This window comes from Calidithermus roseus, from assembly GCF_003574095.1.
Taxonomy (GTDB): domain Bacteria; phylum Deinococcota; class Deinococci; order Deinococcales; family Thermaceae; genus Calidithermus; species Calidithermus roseus.
This window is the reverse complement of record NZ_QWLA01000011.1, coordinates 1-19,762: the sequence shown is the minus strand read 5'-3', so window position 1 is coordinate 19,762 and position 19,762 is coordinate 1. Positions and strand designations below refer to the sequence as shown.

The window sequence follows — 19,762 nt, the reverse complement described above, 5'->3', positions numbered from 1 at the left end:
GCCAGGGTGGCTCAGGCTGGAGGGCGACTGCCGCCGCGCAGGCTGAGGCCGAGCAGGAAGCCTGCTCCCAAGGCGAGCAGAGCGGTGAGCAGCACCCGTCCGATGGGGTTGTGGTAGGGGCGGTTGAGCACCGAAGCCGCCGTGGCCAGGTTGTTGAGGTCAATGGCGTTCCAAATCAGGAAGATTACCGCCAGCAGCAGCAGCAGCAGGCCAAGGTACAGGGCAACTTTGCTCAATACGTTTCCCATGTGAACAGTCTAGCGCAATCGGGGTGGGAATATCGCCCTGGTCCAAATCGATTGAAGCGTGGAGTCTAGGGCGGGATGGCGCTGTTTTGTGCTCATCGTGCCACCAGCGCTTCTTCGTACAGCGCTTCGTACTGGTTGGTGATGTGGTCGGGATGGAAGTGTTCGGCGGCGTATCGACGGGCAACCTGCCGCATTTGGGGAAGCTCGTCGGAAGTGAGCAACTCGACGGCGGCGCTGGCGTAGGCCTCGAGGTCGCCCAGCTCGACCAGCCGCCCCACCGCCGGGTTGATCAGCTCGGGGATGCCGCCCACGCGGGTGCTGACCACGGGAACCCCACAGGCCAGGGCCTCGAGGGCGGCCTGACCGAAAGATTCCTCCTCCGACATCAACAAGAACAAGTCGGCGGCTCCGATCACGTACTCGGGGTGGGGGTTGGGGGGCAGGAAGCTCACGTAGCGGCCCAGGTTCAGCTCCTCCACCACCCGCCTGGCCTCGGCCTCCTCGGGGCCTTTGCCCAGCAGCACCAGGCGGGCTTTGACCCGCTGGCGGATCTTGAAGAAAGCCCGCACGATGTCGGGTACGCGCTTGATCGAGCGAAAGTTGGAGGCGTGGACGAGGAGGTATTCGTCCTCGGCGGCGTATTCGCCCCGGCGTTCGGGAAAAGGGCGAAAGCGCTCGACGTCTACGGCGTTGTAGATCACCCTGGGCTTGATGCCGAAGGCCCACCTGGCCCTCAGCGCCAGGTTCCAGGAGACGGCGGTGACGGCGCAGGCGCGGCGCAAAAACTTGGCGGTGACGTTGCGGTAAACGCTGTCTTGGCCCAGGATGCTCACGTCGGAGCCGTGCAGGGTGTGGATGGTGGGGATATGGCCCTCGCTGGCCAGCCAGGCGGCGGCGGCGTGAGGGATGGCGTAGTGGGTGTGGATGGCCTCGAGCCTCACCTCCCGCATGGCCCGCTCGAGGGCCCCCGCCAGGGCCAGCTCGTACAGCGGCCCCGGAAAGACCGGGTAGTAGGGCATGTCCACCTTCCAGAACCGCACCCCGCTCTTCTCGTCGAAGCGGAAGGGGCGCTCGGTGGCGAAGAGCCAGACTTCGTGCCCGCGCCGGGCCAGACGTTGGGCCAGCTCGGTAGCCACGATCCCGCTACCTCCCAGGCTGGCGTAGGCCACCATTCCTAAACGCACCCTCACAGTCTAGCCAGCCTGCGCCCCCAGACCGTGAGGGGAAGCACGGCGGAGGTCTTGAGTCAGCCTTGCTCCGGCTCTCATGTCTGCCGGTGGCCGGGCTCTTCTCGCACGAGCGCCAGCAGGCTCAGGCCCAGGGCAAAGACCCCTGCGAGCAGGAGCCAGCCTGTGGTATAGCTGCCGCTGCGCTCGACCACCAGGCCGAAGATGGGGGGAGCCGTGGCGATGCCGATGGAGGTGAACACCAGCCCCAACCCCACCACCCGCCCCTCGAGGCCTGGGGGCGAAAGCTCGGTGAGGAGGGAGAAGTGCAGCCCCTGCCAGCCCAGCGCCGTTGCCCCGTACAGCACCACCACGCCAGCCTTCAGCCACAGGGGGGTACTCACGGGCAGCCAGCTCAGCGCCAGCGCGCACAGGGCCGCCAGCCCCACGATGCCCAGCAGCAGGGGTTTGCGCCGCCCTCCCAAGCGGTCGGAGAGCCCCGCCCAGAAGACCCGGCTCAGCGCCCCGGCCAAGTTGGCTGCCGTCAGCAGGGCCGCCCCCTGCAATTCGGGGATGCCGAAACGCTCCCGCAGGAAGAGGATGAGGTAGGTGATCATGATGAACTGCCCCGTGGGCAGCGTGACCCCGGCCACCGCCGCCAGGACGATGTTGCGTTCGGCCAGGATGCGCCGCAGTCCCGACCGGCCCGTGCGGGCTCGAGGCCCCCGGCGGACGTTCTCGCGGTAGAGCCTCGAGGTGACCCAACCCGCCAGCACCGCCACCAGCCCCGCCCAGCGGCACGGCCATCTGCCGCAGCCCGATCACCAGCCCGCGCTGTTGGGGAGGAAAAGCTTGGGCCACCGCCTGCGACCCCGCCGGCGTGGAGCAGGCCACCACCAGGCCCACCAGCACCAAGAGCGCCAAAAACAGCGCTTGCTCACGCGCTACCAGCGGGATCAGCAGGGTCAGGACGGCTGCCGCCAGCGAGGCCAGGATCAACACCTGGCGGCTGCCGAAGCGGTCGGTCAGCCAGCCTGCCGGCAGCGCGCCCAGCATGGTCCCCAGGTAGATGAAGGTATTGAGCAGGCCTACTGCGGTGAGCGATAGCCCCAAGTCGTCGCGCAGGTAGGGCGTGAGGGTAGGGTAAACAAAGCCGATGGCCGAAATGGCCGACCCGGCGGTCATGGCGGCGGCGAGCACGGCCCAGGGCGACATGGATGTTCAATCTCGCGTGTGCTGGCGGATAAACTCCCCAATATGCCGGGCGGCTTCGCGCAACACGGGCTCGGGCTGCACCAGTGCGAAGCGCACGTGCCCCACCCCGCCGGGGCCGAAGCTGCGGCCAGGGTTGAGGGCCACGCCGGTCTCGGCGACCAGCTTCAAGCAGAACTCGAGATCATCCAGGCCCAGCCCTGCGGGCAGGCGGTTCCACAAGTACATGCAGGCCTGGGGCTGCTCGAAGTGCCAGCCGATCTCGCCCAGTGCCTGGACCATCACCTCGGCGCGGGCTTTCCAGATGAGCGCTTCCTGCTTTAAGCGCTCCTCGGGTAACTCGAGGCAGGCCATGCCCATGCGCTGGATGCCGAGGTACTGATTGAAGTCGATGGGGCCTTTGAGGGCTTCCAGTGAGGCCAGGGCCTCGGCGCTGCCCAGCGCGAAGCCCAGGCGGAACCCGGCCAGGTGAAAGCTCTTGGAGAAGCTGAAAAGCTCTACCACCCGCTGCCTTCCCCCCGGCAGGGCCAGCGGCGAGACGGCTTTGCCCTCGTAGAGCTGGTCGAGGTAGGGGTTGTCGTGGACGAGGAGCAGGTCGTGTTTTTGGGCAAAGGCCAGGGCCTCGAGCCAGAACTCCTCCTTGGCGACGGCGGCGGTGGGGTTGTTGGGGTAGTTCAGCAGCAGCACCCTCGCGCGCGCGGCGACCTCGTGCGGGATGGCCCGTAACAGCGGCAGGAGGTCGGGGCCCAGAGGAATGGGGAAGATCTCGAGGCCAGCCACCCTGGCTGCTCCGAAATAGGGCGGGTAGGCCACCTCGGGCATCAGCAGCACCGTGCCGGGGTCGGCCACGGCCATCAACAGGTGGGCCAGCCCCTCTTGCGAGCCGATCAGGCTCAGCGCCTCGCGCTTGGGGTCGAGCTCGAGCCCGTAGCGCCGGGCGTACCAGCGGGTGGCGCTTTGGAGGAAGGGCAGGGTGCCGCTCTTGAGACAGTAGCCATAGGTGCTGGGGTCGTCGATGCTTTCACGCAGGGCTTGCAAGGCTTCGGGGGGCGGCGGCAGGTCGGAAGCGCCAATCGAGAGGTCGATCACCCGCAGGCCGGAGGCCCTGGCAGCGGCCTTGGCCGCGTCCATCTGCAGGAAAACGCCGGGTTGAGGGGTGCGGCTGGAGCGAAACATGCCCTAAATTACCGCAGGGTCGAGGGGCGAGGGGCGGGTAGCCCTACGCTGAGCGCTGATCGTGCGCCTAATGCCAAAACGTCAGGCGCAGCCAGACGCAAAACGCAAGACGCAAGACGCCTTTGACCATCTATGGTGATTGTGTTGCTTGCTCTAGAACTCAGCCTCCTGCACCTCGATCTCCCGCCCGGTGGCCTGCTCCACGGCGGCGGGCAGCAGGGGCAAGAGCGCGTTTAGCGCCTGCCGAACTCCCTGCGGGCCGCCCGGCAGGTTGACGATGAGGCTCTGGCCGCGCAGACCGGCGACGCCCCGCGAGAGGGCCGCCAGCGGGTTGTGTTGGAAGCTTTCGCGGCGGATCAGTTCGGCGAGGCCGGGGGCTTCTTTCTCCAGCAGTTCGCGGGTGGCCTCGGGGGTGTGATCGCGGGGGGTGAGGCGGATGCTGCCGGTGGTGAAGATCACCTCGAGACGGTCGCGGTCGGTCCACAGCCGCAGGATTCGCTTGATCTGGGCCGGCTCGTCGGGGACGAGTTCGAAGGCCACCACCGAGTAAGGGGGCTGGCCCAGCAATTCGTCCATGACACGGCGCACCTGCTCGAGGCGCCCGTTCATGTTGCCCCGTTCGGTCACTGCCAGGATGCCGATTCGGATCATTTGCTCCCAGTTTAGGGCATTTCCAGTCGGTGGGCGGTGATTTGCCAGGCTGGGGGTTTAGCTCTCCTTCATGCCGGGGGCTGGATGGTAGCTTGGAGGGCGTATGTGGGTCAAGCCCGTCGTGCTGCAAGGACGTTACGTCCGCCTCGAGCCCCTGACCGCCGCCCACGCGCCGCTGTGGGCCAAGCACCACGAACCCGAGCTGTTCGCTTACATGTCGCGTGGGGCTCCGCAGGCGGGGGATGTGGCGGGCTACGAGGAGTACATCGAGTACCTCAACGATGAGCCGGGGCGCATGAATTGGGCCATCCGGGTAGGGGAGGACTTCGCCGGGCGCATCTCCTACGTGGGCATCACCGAGGCCCATCGCAAGCTCGAGATCGGCACCTTCATCGTCAGGCCCTACCAGGGCACCTTCGTCAACCCCGAGAGCAAGTACCTCATGTTGCGCCACGCCATCGAGGATCTGGGCGCCATCCGCGTGCAGTTCACGGTGGACGTGCGCAATGAGCGCTCCCAGCGGGCCATGGAAAAGCTCGGCGCGGTACGCGAGGGCGTACTGCGCAAAGCGGCGATCACCCCCGACGGGCACATCCGCGATTCGGTGGTCTACTCCATTACCGATGACGACTGGCCCAGGGTCAAGGCCGGGCTCGAGGCGAGGCTGGGCTATGAGCTTGAGAGCCGATAGCTAAGTACCCCAGATGAGGGAAAATCAAGCGGAGAGCACTTAGTCAGCACCGTCTCGGAATGAACTACCGAACCCTCAGCGTGGGAAAACCCTCAGGAAGGCATCTTCCACGCTGATCAGCACCGTGGTTTCGATGCTGGTGGGGCCTTGTGGGGTGAGGGCCTCGACGACGAACTCGAGGATGGCCACCTTGTTGTTGCCCTTGGGTTCGGCCATCACCAGCGTGGTCTCGAAGTCGGCGCGCTCGGCTGGCCGCAACTCGCTGATCCACTGCTGGTAGATCTCCCGGTCCAGCACCACCACCTCCTCTCCCGGTGCCACCGGCTTGAACACGTCTTGCAGTTGCCTTCTTCGCTGGCTCATCTTGTCCGGGGCGAAGCCGATGCGGGTGATGATCACGTGGCCCGGTCCCAGGTTGTAGGTCGAGATGGGATCGATCACGTCGGTGGAGCGGCTGTGGGGTTGACCCAATATGAGGATCTGCCCGTGTGAGGTCAATACGCGCTTCATTACGGCTATCCTCCAAAAAACAGCCCAGGTCAAAGAGAGGTGGTGGGGTGGACTCGAGCCTTGGCGGGACAGGCTGAGCCTCAAAGGGTTCAGCCTGCATCAGCAGTGCGATGTAGATTTTACTAGAGTCGCATGAGAGTTCCCTTCCTGTTCCGGCTGTTGCGCCCGTACTGGCCCTACCTCCTGCTCACGACGGCCTTTGCCCTGCTCCCGGCGCTGGCCCAGGCCCTGCTCCCGGTCTGGCTGGTCAAACCCCTCTTCGACGAGGTGCTGGCCCAGGGGCGCTTTGGCGAACTGCCCCGCCTGCTGGGATTGGGCCTGGGGCTGTTCGGGGTGCTGGCGGTGGGGGGGTATTTGCAGGAAGCCTGCGTGGGCTATCTCTCGGTGCGACTGCCCAAGGACTTGCGCGAGCGGCTGCTCGAGCACCTCCTCCGGGTTGACCTGGCCCAGCTCAGAGCCTCGCCCGCCGCCCTCTCCGGGCGCATCCTGGCCGACCTGCGCGAACTCGAGAGCTTCATCTTCTTCGGCCTGGGCACGGTTTTGATTCAGGGCCTCACCCTGCTGGCCCTGCTGGGGCAGATGCTCTGGCGCTACGGTGAGCTGACGCTCTACCTGCTGCTGTGCCTGCCCGTTTTGGGGCTGCTGTTGGGCTGGGTGGGTCGCCGGGTCACCCTTCAGAGCGAGCGCACCCAGCAGGCCGCCGAGCGACTGGCCGGGGGCATGGCCGAGGGCTTTGGGCGGCTCGAGCTCATTCGGGCGCTGGGGCTGGAAGACTTCGCCCGTTCCCGCTTCGCCCGGCACAGCCAGCGCCATTTCGGTCTGGGGTTACGGCGGGTGCTCACCGGCTCGCTCTACCTGCCGCTCTCACAGCTCGCGACAGGCGCGATCCTGGTGCTGCTGCTCTTCCTGGGGGTGGGGCAGGTCAGGGGAGGGCAGCTCAGCCTGGGCGACCTCACGGCCTATCTGGCCTTGCTGGCCCTGGCCATCACCCCGCTCCAGACCCTCTCACGCGGCTGGATGCTGCTGTCACAGGCCGAGGGGGCGGCGGGCCGGGTGATGGAGTTGCTGCGGCTGAGGGGGGCCATTCCTGCGGGCTCCTTGCGACCGGAGGGCCTCGAGGGGCGGCTCGAGCTGCGGCAGGTGTGCTTTGCCTACGGCAATGAAGCCGTACTCAGCGGCCTGGATCTCAGCCTCGAGCCCGGCACCCTGACCGCGCTCGTAGGGCCATCCGGGGCGGGGAAAAGCACGGTGCTGCGGCTGCTGCTGGGCCTATACCGCCCGGACTCGGGCCAGGTGCTGTTGGACGGCAGGCCGTTGCAGGCCTACGCCCCCGAGTTCCTGCGGGCCCAGGTGGCCTGGGTTCCCCAGGAACCGCTGCTGTTCGGCGGTACCGTGCGGGAGAACCTCGAGGCCCTGGCTCCGGGAGCATCTCCCCAGGCCATGGAGGCGGTTGTGCGCCAGGTGCACCTGCTGGACGAATTGCCCCGAGGCTTGGCCAGCGAACTGAGCGAGGAGGGGGGCGGCCTTTCGGTGGGCCAGCGCCAGCGGCTGGCCCTGGCCGCGGCCCTGCTGCGCGGCGCTCGCATCCTGTTGCTCGACGAGCCCACCAGCGCCCTCGACCCCAGGGGCGAGGCGCGGGTGCTGGAGGCGCTCGAGGCCGTTCGTCCGGGGCGCACGCTGCTGGTGGTGGCCCACCGGCTCTCCACGGTGCAGGCTGCCGATAAGATCGTGGTGCTGCAAGGGGGGCGGGTGGTCGAGCAGGGCCGTCACGCCGAACTGCTTTCGCGTCGGGGGCTCTACGCCCAGCTCTGGCAGCAGGGCGGGGGACAGGTATAACTTGCTATCATCGAGCCTATGCAGAGCTACGTGAGCAAGGCCCGCGGCGGGCGGGTCGTGCAGACCCCCTTCCTCGAGCCCGACCAGCAGGACGAACTGCGCCGCTTGGCTAAGGCCGAGGGTCTGCAACTGGAGTTTTTCGGTGGCCTGCCCATGGCCGAGCGCCAGGTGGCGGTGCTGTTCCCCCCCGAGGTGCCCAGAGTCTCCGACCCCACTAAGGTCGCCGTGCTGCGCTTCGAGGGCGACGTCGAGGCCCTGGAGGACCGACTGCGCGGCGTGCTCGAGCCCGGCTTGCTGGGCAACCTCGAGGAGGCCCAGGAGGCTTTCCTGCTGGTTACACTGCCCAGGGGGCTCAAAGCCCTGCAAGAGGCGGGGTTCGCCGTACGGGAGGCGGCCCCCGAGGAAGTGCCCAAGTCTCGCGAGCGCACCCGCAGCGTGGTGGTGCCCAGCCTGCGCGTGGACGCGGTGGGCTCGAAGGGCTTCGGCGTCTCGCGCAACTACTTCGCCCAGGGGGTCAGGGCCGGGAAGGTCAGGATCGCGGGCAGGACGGTGAGCGCCAAAGACGAGGTGAAGGAGGGCGACACCCTGGTGGCTGAAGGCTTAGGGGTGCTGCGGGTGAAGAAGATGCTGGGCCAGACCAAGCGGGGGAACGTCAAGCTCGAGGTCGAGGTCCAGCGCTAGCCAGCCCTTCTTCCCGAAACCCGCCACCGGCACCCCCCGCTGCCGCCCCTTCCCACGACCCGCCTGGGCCGGTAGACTCTTGGGCGGTATGGAACGCACCTATATCATGGTCAAACCCGATGGCGTGCGCCGGGGGCTCACCGGCGAGATCATCAGCCGCATCGAGCGCAAGGGCTTCAAGATCGTCGCCATGAAGAAAATGGTGATCTCGCGCGAGATCGCCGAGACCCACTACGGCGAACACAAGGGCAAACCCTTCTTCGAGGGCCTGGTCAACTTCATCACCAGTGGGCCCGTGGTGGCCATGGTGGTCGAAGGCCCCCAGGCCATCAGTGAGATGCGCCGCCTGATGGGCGCGACCCGTCCTTGGGAGGCTGCCCCCGGCACCATCCGCGCCGACTTCGCCACTACCGTTGACGAGAACATCATCCACGGTTCCGACGGCCCCGAAAGCGCCGCCCGCGAAATCGGCATCTTCTTCAAGCCCGAAGAGATCATAGGCTGATAGGCTTCTTTTTACCCATAGTCAACGGCCAATAGCTACCGCGTTTATAGGGACGACCAGCCGGTCGTCCCTATAACCCTGCACCCCTACGGGGAATTCATACTAGTTTACAATCTTTGTCTACTTTTAGGTCAATATATGGCTATGAGCTGGCTCGAGCAACCCTGGCCCTGGTACGTGGCGGGCCCTCTGATCGGCCTTACGGTTCCCCTGCTGCTGCTCCTTGGTAACCGGCGCTTCGGAATCTCCTCCAGCCTGCGGCACCTGTGTGCCATCGCCGTGCGGGGCCGGGTGCCTTTTTTCAACTACAACTGGCGTGCTGAAGCCTGGAGCTTGGCTTTCGTGCTGGGCATCGTGATCGGGGGCTTCCTGGCAGGGGTGGTGTGGCCCAACAGCCATCCTCCCCAGATCAACCCCCAGGTGGCCGCCGACCTGCAGAGGATGGGCCTCGAGGCCCCAAAGACCTACATGCCGCCCGAGCTTTTCAGTCTGGCTTCCTTGCTGAACCCCAAGACCCTCCTGCTCCTGCTGGGCGGGGGTTTCCTGATCGGCTTTGGTTCGAGGTGGGCCAATGGCTGTACCTCGGGTCACGCCATCACTGGGCTCTCGGCGTTGCAACTGCCCTCGCTGATCGCGGTGATCGGGTTTTTTATCGGTGGGTTGGTCTCGGCCCACTGGCTCCTGCCTTTGATTCTGAGGTAACCCATGCAGCAGACGCTCAAACCCACTTACCCCTCGAGGCGCTTTAGCCAGGTTCTGGCCTACGCTCCCTACCTCCTGGCCGGGGTGGCCTTCGGGATCATTGCCATCCGCTCGGAGATTTCCTCCTGGTATCGCATCCAGGAGATGTTCCGCTTTGGCTCGTTCCACATGTACGGAGTAATCGGCAGCGCGGTGCTCACCGGGATGATTTCCTTGTGGATCATCCGCCGACTGGGCCTGAAGGACAAACAGGGGAGGGCCCTGGGGGTCGAGGAGCGCGAGCCGGGCTGGCGGCGTTACATCTACGGTGGAACCATCTTTGGCCTGGGCTGGGGGCTGGTGGGAGCCTGCCCCGGTCCCATCTACGCCCTCATCGGCAGCGGCTTCCTAAGCGTGGCGGTGGTGCTGCTGGGGGCGCTGCTGGGGACTTTCACCTACGGCTTGTTGCAGAGGCGGCTGCCTCACTAGACATATAGGCCATAGCCGCCTCGAGTAGGGCAGTTCAAGGTGGCTTGCGAGCACTTTCGCAAGAGCTAGTAATCTGTCCTCCATGCGAGTCGTCACCCTCAACGTCAACGGAATTCGAGCAGCAGCGGCCAAGGGGCTGGCAGACTGGCTCAAAGACCAGAAACCCGACGTGATCTGCTTGCAGGAGGTGCGCTGCCTGCCGGAGCAGTTGCCGCGGGAGTTGGGGAAACTCGAGGGCTACCATGCCTACTGGCATCCCGCCGAGAAAGCGGGCTACAGCGGGGTGGGCCTGCTGTGCCGGGAGAAGCCCAAAGACCTCCAGGTGGGCATGGGCTCCGACTTCGACCGCGAGGGGCGCTTCCTGCGAGCCGTCTTCGATGGCTACAGCGTGGCCTCGGTCTACGTGCCCTCGGGCTCGTCGGGGCCGGTGCGCCAGGCCGAGAAGATGCGCTTCCTGGGGGAGTTCCTGCCCTTTTTGGAGGGGCTCGAGGGCGAGAACATCCTCTGCGGCGACTTCAACATCGCCCACAAGCCCATCGACCTCAAGAACTGGAAGGCCAACCAGCAGAACTCCGGCTTTCTGCCCGAGGAGCGGGCCTGGATCGACGACCTGCTGAACGCGGGCTACATAGACGTTTTTCGTGAGCTGGTGGGCCCTGAGGCCGTGCATTACTCCTGGTGGTCGCAACGCGGGCAGGCCAGGGCCAAGAACGTGGGCTGGCGGCTGGACTACCACTTCAGCACGCCGGGCCTCGCCGGGGTTGCCCACAGCCCGCGCATCCACCCCGAGCCCCTGCTCTCCGACCACGCTCCGGTGGTCATCGACTATGCGCTTTGATGCGATACGGGCGTATTAGCTCGTGAGCCTCGAGACCGTCCAGGCCACGCACCCGCCCAGGCTGGTTGCCAGCAGGTTGGTGAGGTCGTTGCTCCACCAGGGGTAGCGGTCCTCCAAAAGGCCCAGCACCGTGTCCCATACCGCCCCGGCGATGCCGCCCAGCACCACCGGCCCCGCTGGGAGGCCTAGCGCGAAGGCCCAGGGGGCCATCCAGAACGCCCCCAGCACCAGTGCCAGGCTCCCCGGCCCGCTCACCGCCGCGTTGGTGCCGCTCTCCACTCGGCCTCTCAGGGGATGCCAGGCCCAGCGCGAGCGGCTGCCGACCTCGGTCGCCAGCGTGTCGGCCAGTGCCGCAGCGTAGGCCCCCAGAAAAAAAGCGGGAGAACCCAGGGCCAGGCCAATGGCTGCGGGCAGGCCGTTGGCCAGCACTTGAAAAGCCGTGCGACCCGCGCGGTCGCGGCTGCGAGGGTTGAGCCTCGAGGCCGCCGTTCCTACGGCCACGAAGAAGATGACCACCAACGCCGCCTCGAGGCCCCCCAAAGCCAGTGGGATCCCTCCTACCACAGCCGCCGCCCAGGCTGCTTTGGGCCTGAGCCACCCGGTCAATTCCGCGAGATACCCGATGACGAAGGCGATCAGGAGGGAGAGGGCGACAGACATTGCACCAGGGTACAGCAATGTGTCTTGCGCCAAACGCAAGACACAAAACGCAGAACGAAAGACCAAGATGCAAGACGCCTCGGCCCTCGACGAACTGCGGACCACGAGCTGAGCGCTGCCCGCTGCTAACGCACCGGAGACCAGTTCACCTCGCGCACGTTGCTCACTTGGCGCAGGCGCTCGTCGAGGGTGGCTTGCTCGCCGACGTTGACCTCGATGCGGGTTTTGATGCTGAAGACCTTGCTCAAAGGGCTCACGGGGTGAGAGTTGACCCCCATGGCGCTCTTGCCCATCGAGGCGATGGCGTCCATGATGTCGCGCAGCAGCCCGGCGCGGTCGTCAGCGAGCACCTCGAGCTGCATCACCCGGCCCAATCCCTCCCAGTACGCCGGAACGATGCGGCCCGCTTCGCCTTCCATCAGGCGGCGCAGGTTGGGGCAGTCGGCTTTGTGGATGCTCACGCCCCGGCCCCTGGTCACGTAGCCCAGGATGGGGTCGCCCTTGTTGGGCATGCAGCAGCTCGCCAGCTTCAAGGGCGCTACCAGGCCGTTTTCCAGCCGGATCCCGAGCTGGTTGGGCGTTGGCTTGGGTTTGGCGATTTCCACCATCTGGGGCTTGGGCAGCAGGATGCGGGCCACCTGCGGCACGGTGACGCGGTTCGTGGCCAGGGCCAGGTAGAGGTCGTCGGGGGAGGAGGAGCGCACGATCTTGCGGGCGGCCTCCTCGAGCTGGCTCTCCAGCGGCCTGGGGATGCCCCGACGCTTGAAGTACTTCTCCAGCATCCTCGCCCCCTTCTCCAGCAACTCCTGCCGCTCCGAGGCGCGGAAGTAAGCCCGGAGCTTGCTCTTGGCGCTGCGGGTCTTGGCGTATTCGATCCAGTCCTTGGAGGGGTGGGCGGTCTTGGCGGTGAGAATCTCGACGATGTCGCCGTTTTGCAGCTCGTGGCTCAGGGGCACGATCCGCCCGTTGACCTTGGCCCCCACCATGTGGTGGCCCACCTCGGTGTGGATGTGGTAGGCGAAGTCCACCGGCCCTGAGCCTGAGGGCAGGTTGATGACCTTGCCCTTGGGCGTGAACACGAAGACCCGTCCGCCCAGCAGGTCGCGCGTCACCACCTCCACGAACTCGCGCGAGCTGGAGAACTCCTGCTGCCACTCCTGGATCGAGTGCAGCCAGCTCACCCGGCGCCTGACCTCCTCGGGATCGGTGAGGCCCTCCTTGTAAAGCCAGTGGGCGGCGATGCCGAACTCGGCTACGCGGTGCATCTCGCGAGTGCGGATCTGCACCTCCAGCGGCAGACCGTTGACCGCGATCACCGTGGTGTGCAGCGACTGGTAGCCGTTGGGCTTGGGCACAGCGATGTAGTCCTTGACCCGGCCTGGAATGGGTTGCCACAGCGCGTGCACCAGGCCCAGCACGTGGTAGCAGACCTGTTTCTCGCGCATGGCTTTTTCTTCGGGGTCTTCGGTGGGGCGGGGCTCGAGGATCACCCGCAGGGCCAGGAGGTCGTAGATCTGCGCCAGCTCCTTGCCCTCGCGCTCCATCTTTTTCCAGATGCTGTAGAGGTGCTTGGTGCGCCCGGTGACCTCGCAGCTTTTGACCAGGCTGCGCAGGATGGAATCGCGCTGCAAGACCGCCTGTAAGCTCTCCCTGGCCTTCTCCACCGCGCTCTCGCGCTCGTCGCGGTGGCTCTTGAGCCGCTGGGTGAGCTGGGTATAGGCCTCGGGGTTGAGGTAGCGGAAGGAGAGGTCCTCGAGTTCCCACTTGAGCTGCCCGATACCCAATCGGTGCGCCAGCGGCGCGTAGATCTCCAGGGTCTCGCGGGCGATGCGGGCCTGCTTGTCGGGGGGCATGAACTCGAGGGTGCGCATGTTGTGCAGCCGGTCGGCCAGCTTGACGATGATGATGCGCACGTCCTCGGCCATGGCGATGAACATCTGGCGCAGGTCCTCGGCGTGCTTTTCCTCGGCGTGCTTGTCTTCGCTGGCGGCGTGGGCGAGCTTGTAGAGCTTGGAGACTTTGGTCTCCCCCTCCACAATCCTGCGCACCACCGCGCCGAAGCGGGCCTCGATCTGCTCGGGGCGGGCTTCGGTGTCCTCGACCGTGTCGTGCAGCAACCCGGCCATCAGCGTGTCGGCATCGAGCTTGAGCTCGGCCAGGATTTCCGCCACCGCCACCGGATGGATGATGAAGGGCTCGCCGCTCCTGCGGCGCTGCTCTTTGTGTGCTTCAAAGGCGAAATCCAGCGCCTCCCGCACTTTGGCTCGTGAGGCCTCGGGCAGGTAGCGGATTTTGGGCTCGAGCTGGCCCCAAAGTTGGACTGGACTGACTTCGACCGCCTGCGACACTTCTCCCAGTGTAGCATTGGGCCCTGAAAAGATGGTTCAGTGGAAGCCAGTCAATGCTCGGTAGTCGAAGGCTCATGACCAGAGGCCACGAGCGGCCTTTCGGCGTTTGGTGTTGAGCGCTACAGCCGCGCCAGCTCAGCCCGGTGGCGCTCGACCTGCGTGAGCAGGCGCGAGAGCAGGGGCTTCTCGGCCAGGATGAACAGGCCCTTCTCGCCCAGGGGGACCATGATCACGACGTTGTGGGGCAGCGAGACCACCGCCAGGCGGGTGGTGGCTCCGGCCAGCTCTCCCGCCAGCGAGCTCAGGTCGCTGAAGGCCGTTCGCACGCTCTGGAAGGTCGTGGGAAGCTTGCCCATCAGCAGGCCATCCTCACTCACCAAGGCCACGGCTTCGACACCCCTGAGCCTGAACGGCGCCAGGGCATCGCCTGGGTCTTCGGCCACGACCTCCTCGGCGGGTTCGACCTCGGGGGCTGGGGTAGGGGGGACCGGGTTGGAGGCCGGGGTGCTGGCGGGAGGCCTGGGGACGGCCTGCGGCTGGGCGTCGAAGATCCCCAGCAGGGCATCGAGTTCGCCGCCTTTGAGGTCTTGCATCAGCGCCATGGCGGCCTTGTGCTCTTCTTCGAGTTGCTTGACCAGAGGCATGGCTTCGGCGATGGCCTGACGCACCTCGAGGATGCCCGAAGGCCCCACCCGGGCCAAGCGTTCGACTGCCGAGGTGAGGAATTCGATCATCGGCTTGAGCCGGATCACCGTCTCCCCGCCCATCGCCCGGTGGGCGTTGAAGCGCTCGAGCAGATCGGCCAGGCTCACCGCCACCTCGGCGCGCAGGTTGTCCTGTAGCTGCACTAGCCGGGTCAGCTCGGCCTTGATGGGGGCGGTGTCGGGGATCTCGCCCAGAGCTAGGCGGTTGCGGGCCTCGGTGATCAGGCCCAGCAGCTTTTCCTCGCCTAGGCCGCGTAGGCCCTGGGCCGCGGCCTCGTAGCGGCTGAGCTCGCCGGCGAGTTGGCGGCGGCGCTGGTTGGCCTGCTCGTTCACCCGCTCCTCTAAGAGCCGCTCGAGCGCGGCAGGATCGGGGATGCGCTCCTCGGCCAGGGCGGCCTGGGCTTCGGCCAGGCCCTCGAGTTCGATCCCCATTTGCTGCGCCTTCTGGGCCAGGGCTTCCAGCCGCTGGGCCACGAGGTCGCGGGTGCGCTGGGTGAGCTGCTGCAGGTAGTTCTCCAGGGCCACCAAGTCGCTGCCGGGGGTTTCGATCTGCTGGAGCAGCTGGGCGTGGTGGATCTCCAGGCCCGGCATCACCGGCAGGGCCTGGGCCGCGGCCTTGAGGCTGGAGCGCTTGAGGCGTTCGTCGCGCTCCTTCTGCTCCTTGGTGAGGGCCACCATCAGCGCCGAGAAGTCCTGGCGCAGGGCCTGCAGGCTGGCTTCGTCGGGTTTGGCCTGGGCCAGCCGCGCCAAGTAGGCTTGGACCTGCGGGTGGTTGCGGTAGGTAGCCAGCGCCGACTCGGCCTCGGCGCGCAGGGCTTCGAGGACTTGGGATAGCCGGGCCAGGCGCTCGCGATTCTCGCGGCGGCTGCGGGTCTCGGCCTCGAGGGCCTGCACGTCCTCGGCGAGCTCGAGCAAATCCTGCGGCACCGCGCCCCCTTGCAGCGTCTCCCAGGCCACCGTCAGCCGCGCAGCCAACGCGGCCAGTCTGGCGGTGTCCACGTCGTCGCGGTGGGCGGGGGAGGAGAGCTGGCGCATGCGGTCGGTGAGCCATTCGTAGCGGGCACGGGCCTCGGAGATGGCCTCGGTCTGGGCCGACTTGAGCTGCTGCTCGAGGGCACTCAGGGCCTCACCCAGCAGATTGCCCTGGGCCAGCTCCGCTTCCAGCCGGGCCAGCTCCTCGGCCACTGCGGCGCGGGAGAGCACCGCCGCGTAGCGCTCCTTGAGGGTCTCGAGCCGTCGGCGCTCCTCGGCTAAGTCGATCTCGCGGATGCGGCTTTGCTGCTCCTGGGAGAGACTGTCGAGGTCGATGACGATATCCCAAGCCCCACCCGCCTCCCCGACAGCCTCGGGGGCATCGGTCTCCACCACCGGCTCGACGGCCACCACCGGCTCCTCCTCGTCTTCGACCACCAGAGCGGGCTCGGTGGCGTTGCGCGGGGCGCTGATGGCGCTCGACTCCACCAGCTTGCGCAGTTCGGCGGCCAGGGTGCGGGCCCGCTCGACCTCGGCCTGGGCCAACGTCTCGCTGGAGTGGGCCTCCTGGATCTGGCGAATCAGCGACTCGAGGCGGCGAATCTTGGGCCCGCCGATCATCTTGACCCGCTCGAACACCGCCTGCAAATCGGCGATGTCGCGGGTCTGGCGCAGCAGTGCGCTCTGCAGGCGCTCCTCGAGTTGCCGCAACAACTCCTGGCCCTCCTTGAGCATGCGGCTGGCCTCCGAGCCCTCGGGCTCCTTGCGCAGCACGCTCAGGATGCCGCGCAGCCGGGCCACCTCGGGCCAGTCGAGGTACAGGCTGAAGCGTTTGAAACCGGCTTCCAGCGCGGCCAGCCCGCCGCCCTCCTTTCCTCCCGACTGCTCCCGCAACTCCTTGAGCAGGCCGTCCACCAGGCTGCGGGCCTCGGCGGGGGTGCGGTTGGACTGCAACTCGCGGTACACCAGGCGCTTGAGGATGCTCTCGGCCTGGGTGACGTCCAGGCGGTCGGGGTCTACCCCCAAGCGCCGCACGCCCTCTTCCAGGATGGACTGGGTCTTGGCGCCCAGGAAGGGCTCGAGCGACTGAAACAGGTTCTGGTACAAAGACACTTGCGATGCCTCCACCTCTAAGTTACCTCAGCCCGCCGTTCCCTCGAGTCCAGCCGTCCAGGGCCAGACCCTCAAAACTCCTCGTCCCACTCTACGATGGTCTCGCTGGTGAGCTTGGGGTCGGCAGCAGCACGCATAGGCGCGGTCGCGGCGAGGCCGGGGTTGGTCTGTGCGACGGTGGTGGTGTTGGCGCGGGCGCGGCGGTCTTGGATGAGGCCGAACTGCACGGCGATTCCCCGCAGGCCGGCTGCCGAGAGGCCGATGACTAGAAACAGCGTCAGGCCCCACAGAAGCTGGGCCATCAGGCTGCTCTGGATCGAAAAGGTCGACAGCGGGGCCAAAAAGCCCAGCTTGCCAAAACGAGGGTCGGCCAGGATGGAGGCCACGTAGGACAGCCCCTCGATCATGGCCGGCAGGAAGAGGAAGAAGAAGGCCAGTCCCAGCAGCCGCCAGTAGGTGTTGCGCCCGCCGAAGGTCAGGTTCACCAGGTAGAGCGGGAAGACCGCCAGGAGGGCCGCCAGGATGAACACGAAGGCCCGGGGAATACCCAGCAGAAGCAGCTCGAGCTGGACCTGGAGGGCATGGCCCAGACCCAGGCTGCGCCCCTCCAGCCGCTCCTCGATTTCCTGCACCTCGGCCAGGGCCACGGCCAGGTCGGTAGCCCGCAGGCCGACGGCCTCCTGCATGCGCCCCAGCAGGCGGTCGAAGCGGTCGGCGAGGGCTGGGTCGAGGAGGCGCACCACCGGGTAGTAGCGCTCCTTGTAGGCGTTGTGGGAGAGCTCGAGGTATTCGCGCACCCCCTCGAAGTTCCCGCTCTTGACGTGGGCGGTGGCCTCACCCAGGCGCGCCCGCAGCTCGAGGTTCATGCCCCTGACCCACTCACCCAGGTCGGCGAAGCCCAGCCGGGCCAGCACCACCTCCACACGGGCTTGGGTGGAGGCGTCCAGTTTGCCCTCGTAGCGTTCTTCATGACCATCGCTCTTCACCGGTGCGGCCTGGGCCACCACCTGCTGGGGGGCCTGAGCTGGCTTGGAAGCGGATTGGGCGGCGGGCGTCGCTTGAGCCTGGGTCACCTGGGAACCCGCCCCCCCTTTGGCGGGGGGGGCGGTGACGGTGCGGGCTGGGGCGGAACTCCGGACCGCACCTGGCGAACTCGAGTTCACCCGTCCTAAAAAGCCCTCGGCCTGCTGGCGTAGCGCTTCGATATCCTTGCGGAAGCCCGCCAGGTCGTTGTTGGAGAGCTTGCTCAGGGCGTTGACGAAGGCCCTGGCGCTCAGGCCGGTAGCCCGTGGGGATTCCTGCACCACCAGGTAGAGGGTGTAGGCCCGGGTGGCCTCGAGAAAAGCCTGGGTGGCGTTAGTCTGGCTGCGGGCGCGCGAGAGGGCGTTGACGATCCCCTGCGCGTAGGTGCGCTCGAGGGTCTGGCGCACTTTGTCGATGTCGTTGCCCAGTCCCTCGATTTGTGCGGTGAGGGTCTTGGGCAGGGCGCTGGCGGCGATCAGCCGGGGCAACAGGGCCCTGGCGGCGTCGGCCTGGGCGTTCCCCAGAGCGTCGAAATAGCTGTCGTAGAGGGCTTTGCCCAATAGGCTCCGCACCATCTGCAAGCGGGCTTCGAGGTCGGCCCTGCTCTTGCGGGCCAGGGCGGTCTGGGCGTCGCGCAGGGCGGTGGATATGCCCTCGCGCAGCTTCATCGAAAGCTCGCTGCCCTCCTTGCTCAGGTACTCGTCGGCCTGCCGCAGGAGGTCGCTAGCCTGCTTGGGGTTGCTGCTCTGTACGCTCTGGACCTGGTTCATCAGTGAAGCAACCCTGTCGTAGACGGTGGTCAGCGGGGCGGCCCAGGCCCAGGCCCCGAGAACGATCACTGCAATCCATCGTTTCATCATCGAGATCAAGCCTCCTAGCGTGGTCTGGCCTCTTGGGGTGCCGTCTGTAGCTGGCGCAGCCGGTAGAGCAGATGACCGGGGTTGGCATCGTGATCAGCGAGGACTGCCACCCAACTCTGGCCCATCCCACGCACCATGAGCTGGGCATTTCCCAGGACAGTGTAAAACATGGTGTAAGGCTGCCGTAGGGAAAGTAACCGGTGGGCCATGTTCACCAGCAGCGGCAGCTCCCCCGAGTCCTCGGGCAGGCGAATTTCCTGTCCCCAGGGGGTTTGGATCGCCACCCCCAGCACCCCTTCGACGCGGGCGAGTTCCTGCAAAAGGCTCAGGCGCACCTCTGCTTCGCTGAGGTCGAGCCAGTCGAGGGGCAGCTCGAGGGTGGGCTCGAGGGGCGCTTCGGCCTGCACCACCGGTGAGGAGGCCGAAGCGCGCACCTGGCGCAGGCCCTTGACCAGCCCCTTGAGCGGGGGGATTTGCCCGGTGATGGGCAGCACCTGCCGCAACTCTGCCAGCAGCGGACCTTCAATCAGCTCGATCCACTCCTGCGGTCCCATCACCAGAGGGTTTTTGCGGGCCCTATGCAGCACCCGGCGCAGCAGACTCTCGGCGGCTCCCCGCGAGACATACCCCATCAGCGCTTCGATAATTTTGGCTTCGACATCCACCTATGGACACCTTCCCAGGTGATTATAGGCGGGAGGGCTTGCCAAGCGCGTGACGATTGTGTACCATCTCTGATGCCCGTTTGCGGGTGCGTTCTCTAAGAACGTCAGGCCAGGGCCTCGCTGGGGCGTCGTCTAACGGCAGGACTACGGATTCTGGCTCCGTCAATCGTGGTTCGAATCCACGCGCCCCAGCCAAAATTCTCGCGCCCAACGGGAAAAGCGGCCACTCGGCCCCATCGACTAGCGGTTAGGTCACCGCCCTTTCAAGGCGGCGGCAGGGGTTCGAATCCCCTTGGGGTCACCAGAAACACCCTCGGAAATTCCGGGGGTTTAGCTTTTCTTTAAAGATCGTGTCCTACGCCATACGCTGAAAACGCCAACAGTCGATAGCTGATGGTCCATAGCCAAAAGCCCAACGCCTAAGGCTAGGTGTAGGGCTTTCTGTCCTAGTCCCAAGCTGGGCCATCGCCTACGATCTATCTGGAGTTGGTAGCATCTCCCTTACCGTCACTCTGCCTACCGACTCGAGCCGATGGCAGGGTGTAACTTGATACGGGTGATTGGAGCGTTGCCATGAGTGATCTTTACGACGTGGTGATCATCGGGGGGGGTCCGGCGGGGCTCACGGCGGGCATCTACACCGGGCGGGGCGGCCTGAGGAGCGTGATTTTGGAGAAGGGGTTGCCCGGGGGGCAGATCGCCCAGACCGAGGAGGTGGAGAACTACCCCGGCT

18 protein-coding genes, 2 tRNA genes and 1 pseudogene are annotated in these 19,762 nt (G+C 66.3%); 10 read left to right on the top strand and 11 right to left on the bottom strand.

Annotated features, from left to right (window positions below; genetic code table 11):
• Window positions 1–11 precede the first annotated feature (11 nt).
• The 5 genes and pseudogenes from Mrose_RS04425 to Mrose_RS04405 all read right to left on the bottom strand — a co-directional run bounded on the left by Mrose_RS04425 (window position 12) and on the right by Mrose_RS04405 (window position 4,453).
• The gene (locus Mrose_RS04425; protein WP_119276219.1) at window positions 12–248 is read right to left on the bottom strand and encodes a hypothetical protein; all 237 of its coding nucleotides are present in this window, start codon (window positions 246–248) and stop codon (window positions 12–14) included.
• A gap of 92 nt (window positions 249–340) precedes the next feature.
• On the bottom strand, window positions 341–1,420 hold the full coding sequence (gene bshA / locus Mrose_RS04420; protein WP_119276218.1) for an N-acetyl-alpha-D-glucosaminyl L-malate synthase BshA: 1,080 nt from the start codon (window positions 1,418–1,420) through the stop codon (window positions 341–343).
• A 92-nt stretch (window positions 1,421–1,512) separates the two neighbouring features.
• Window positions 1,513–2,599 (bottom strand): annotated as a pseudogene (locus tag Mrose_RS04415) (MFS transporter).
• A gap of 36 nt (window positions 2,600–2,635) precedes the next feature.
• The gene (locus tag Mrose_RS04410) at window positions 2,636–3,802 is read right to left on the bottom strand and encodes an aminotransferase class I/II-fold pyridoxal phosphate-dependent enzyme (RefSeq protein WP_119276217.1); all 1,167 of its coding nucleotides are present in this window, start codon (window positions 3,800–3,802) and stop codon (window positions 2,636–2,638) included.
• 153 nt (window positions 3,803–3,955) lie between these two features.
• The gene (locus Mrose_RS04405; RefSeq protein WP_119276216.1) at window positions 3,956–4,453 is read right to left on the bottom strand and encodes a MogA/MoaB family molybdenum cofactor biosynthesis protein; all 498 of its coding nucleotides are present in this window, start codon (window positions 4,451–4,453) and stop codon (window positions 3,956–3,958) included.
• Window positions 4,454–4,556: 103 nt separating this feature from the next.
• Between Mrose_RS04405 and Mrose_RS04400 the strand changes: the two genes are divergently transcribed.
• Window positions 4,557–5,144 (top strand): GNAT family N-acetyltransferase, encoded by a 588-nt coding sequence (locus tag Mrose_RS04400; protein WP_119276215.1) that lies wholly within the window; start codon window positions 4,557–4,559, stop codon window positions 5,142–5,144.
• Between the two features lie 75 nt (window positions 5,145–5,219).
• Here the strand turns inward: Mrose_RS04400 and Mrose_RS04395 are convergent, their stop codons facing one another.
• Window positions 5,220–5,654: a hypothetical protein gene (locus Mrose_RS04395; RefSeq protein ID WP_119276214.1), complete on the bottom strand. Its 435-nt coding sequence runs from the start codon at window positions 5,652–5,654 to the stop codon at window positions 5,220–5,222.
• A gap of 132 nt (window positions 5,655–5,786) precedes the next feature.
• Here Mrose_RS04395 and Mrose_RS04390 point away from each other — a divergent pair, with 132 nt between their 5' ends.
• The 6 genes from Mrose_RS04390 (at window position 5,787) to Mrose_RS04365 (ending at window position 10,684) form a co-directional block, all read left to right on the top strand.
• A complete protein-coding gene (locus Mrose_RS04390) occupies window positions 5,787–7,490 on the top strand; it encodes an ABC transporter ATP-binding protein (RefSeq protein ID WP_119276213.1) in 1,704 nt (567 codons plus the stop codon).
• Window positions 7,491–7,508: 18 nt separating this feature from the next.
• Entirely contained in the window at window positions 7,509–8,171 is a 663-nt protein-coding gene (locus Mrose_RS04385; protein WP_119276212.1) for a S4 domain-containing protein, read from the top strand.
• Window positions 8,172–8,259: 88 nt separating this feature from the next.
• Window positions 8,260–8,676 carry a nucleoside-diphosphate kinase gene (gene ndk, locus Mrose_RS04380; RefSeq protein ID WP_119276211.1) on the top strand — a complete coding sequence of 139 codons (417 nt, stop codon included), beginning with the start codon at window positions 8,260–8,262 and terminating at the stop codon, window positions 8,674–8,676.
• Between the two features lie 138 nt (window positions 8,677–8,814).
• Window positions 8,815–9,378: a YeeE/YedE family protein gene (locus Mrose_RS04375; protein ID WP_245969555.1), complete on the top strand. Its 564-nt coding sequence runs from the start codon at window positions 8,815–8,817 to the stop codon at window positions 9,376–9,378.
• A gap of 3 nt (window positions 9,379–9,381) precedes the next feature.
• Complete coding sequence (locus Mrose_RS04370; protein ID WP_119276209.1) at window positions 9,382–9,846, top strand: YeeE/YedE family protein; 465 nt, start codon at window positions 9,382–9,384, stop codon at window positions 9,844–9,846.
• 82 nt (window positions 9,847–9,928) lie between these two features.
• Window positions 9,929–10,684: an exodeoxyribonuclease III gene (locus tag Mrose_RS04365; RefSeq protein ID WP_119276208.1), complete on the top strand. Its 756-nt coding sequence runs from the start codon at window positions 9,929–9,931 to the stop codon at window positions 10,682–10,684.
• 15 nt (window positions 10,685–10,699) lie between these two features.
• Here Mrose_RS04365 and Mrose_RS04360 read toward each other — a convergent pair whose 3' ends face one another.
• From Mrose_RS04360 to Mrose_RS04340, 5 genes are all read right to left on the bottom strand, one after another.
• Window positions 10,700–11,344, bottom strand: coding sequence for a DUF92 domain-containing protein (locus Mrose_RS04360; protein ID WP_119276207.1), 645 nt, complete (start codon window positions 11,342–11,344; stop codon window positions 10,700–10,702).
• Between the two features lie 125 nt (window positions 11,345–11,469).
• Window positions 11,470–13,692: a RelA/SpoT family protein gene (locus Mrose_RS04355; protein ID WP_119276206.1), complete on the bottom strand. Its 2,223-nt coding sequence runs from the start codon at window positions 13,690–13,692 to the stop codon at window positions 11,470–11,472.
• Between the two features lie 119 nt (window positions 13,693–13,811).
• Window positions 13,812–16,481: a coiled-coil domain-containing protein gene (locus Mrose_RS04350; protein WP_245969553.1), complete on the bottom strand. Its 2,670-nt coding sequence runs from the start codon at window positions 16,479–16,481 to the stop codon at window positions 13,812–13,814.
• Between the two features lie 71 nt (window positions 16,482–16,552).
• A complete protein-coding gene (locus Mrose_RS04345) occupies window positions 16,553–18,361 on the bottom strand; it encodes a hypothetical protein (protein WP_119276252.1) in 1,809 nt (602 codons plus the stop codon).
• A gap of 17 nt (window positions 18,362–18,378) precedes the next feature.
• The gene (locus Mrose_RS04340) at window positions 18,379–19,029 is read right to left on the bottom strand and encodes a hypothetical protein (RefSeq protein WP_119276204.1); all 651 of its coding nucleotides are present in this window, start codon (window positions 19,027–19,029) and stop codon (window positions 18,379–18,381) included.
• Window positions 19,030–19,150: 121 nt separating this feature from the next.
• Between Mrose_RS04340 and Mrose_RS04335 the strand changes: the two genes are divergently transcribed.
• The 3 genes from Mrose_RS04335 to Mrose_RS04325 form a co-directional block, all read left to right on the top strand.
• Window positions 19,151–19,224: transfer RNA gene (locus Mrose_RS04335), tRNA-Gln, on the top strand.
• A 34-nt stretch (window positions 19,225–19,258) separates the two neighbouring features.
• Window positions 19,259–19,333, top strand: a tRNA-Glu gene (locus Mrose_RS04330).
• Between the two features lie 269 nt (window positions 19,334–19,602).
• On the top strand, window positions 19,603–19,762 hold a 160-nt coding region (locus tag Mrose_RS04325; protein WP_119276203.1), incomplete at its 3' end, for an NAD(P)/FAD-dependent oxidoreductase.

Bases quoted from the DNA above. Each gene is read 5' to 3' on its own strand.
- Mrose_RS04390 (WP_119276213.1), top strand. From the start codon at position 5,787: ATGAGAGTTCCCTTCCTGTTCCGGCTGTTGCGCCCGTACTGGCCCTAC.
- Mrose_RS04400 (WP_119276215.1), top strand. From the start codon at position 4,557: ATGTGGGTCAAGCCCGTCGTGCTGCAAGGACGTTACGTCCGCCTCGAG.
- Mrose_RS04345 (WP_119276252.1), bottom strand. From the start codon at position 18,361: ATGAAACGATGGATTGCAGTGATCGTTCTCGGGGCCTGGGCCTGGGCC.
- Mrose_RS04405 (WP_119276216.1), bottom strand. From the start codon at position 4,453: ATGATCCGAATCGGCATCCTGGCAGTGACCGAACGGGGCAACATGAAC.
- Mrose_RS04425 (WP_119276219.1), bottom strand. From the start codon at position 248: ATGGGAAACGTATTGAGCAAAGTTGCCCTGTACCTTGGCCTGCTGCTG.
- bshA (WP_119276218.1), bottom strand. From the start codon at position 1,420: ATGGTGGCCTACGCCAGCCTGGGAGGTAGCGGGATCGTGGCTACCGAG.
- Mrose_RS04375 (WP_245969555.1), top strand. From the start codon at position 8,815: ATGGCTATGAGCTGGCTCGAGCAACCCTGGCCCTGGTACGTGGCGGGC.
- Mrose_RS04395 (WP_119276214.1), bottom strand. From the start codon at position 5,654: ATGAAGCGCGTATTGACCTCACACGGGCAGATCCTCATATTGGGTCAA.
- Mrose_RS04410 (WP_119276217.1), bottom strand. From the start codon at position 3,802: ATGTTTCGCTCCAGCCGCACCCCTCAACCCGGCGTTTTCCTGCAGATG.
- Mrose_RS04360 (WP_119276207.1), bottom strand. From the start codon at position 11,344: ATGTCTGTCGCCCTCTCCCTCCTGATCGCCTTCGTCATCGGGTATCTC.
- ndk (WP_119276211.1), top strand. From the start codon at position 8,260: ATGGAACGCACCTATATCATGGTCAAACCCGATGGCGTGCGCCGGGGG.
- Mrose_RS04365 (WP_119276208.1), top strand. From the start codon at position 9,929: ATGCGAGTCGTCACCCTCAACGTCAACGGAATTCGAGCAGCAGCGGCC.
- Mrose_RS04370 (WP_119276209.1), top strand. From the start codon at position 9,382: ATGCAGCAGACGCTCAAACCCACTTACCCCTCGAGGCGCTTTAGCCAG.
- Mrose_RS04385 (WP_119276212.1), top strand. From the start codon at position 7,509: ATGCAGAGCTACGTGAGCAAGGCCCGCGGCGGGCGGGTCGTGCAGACC.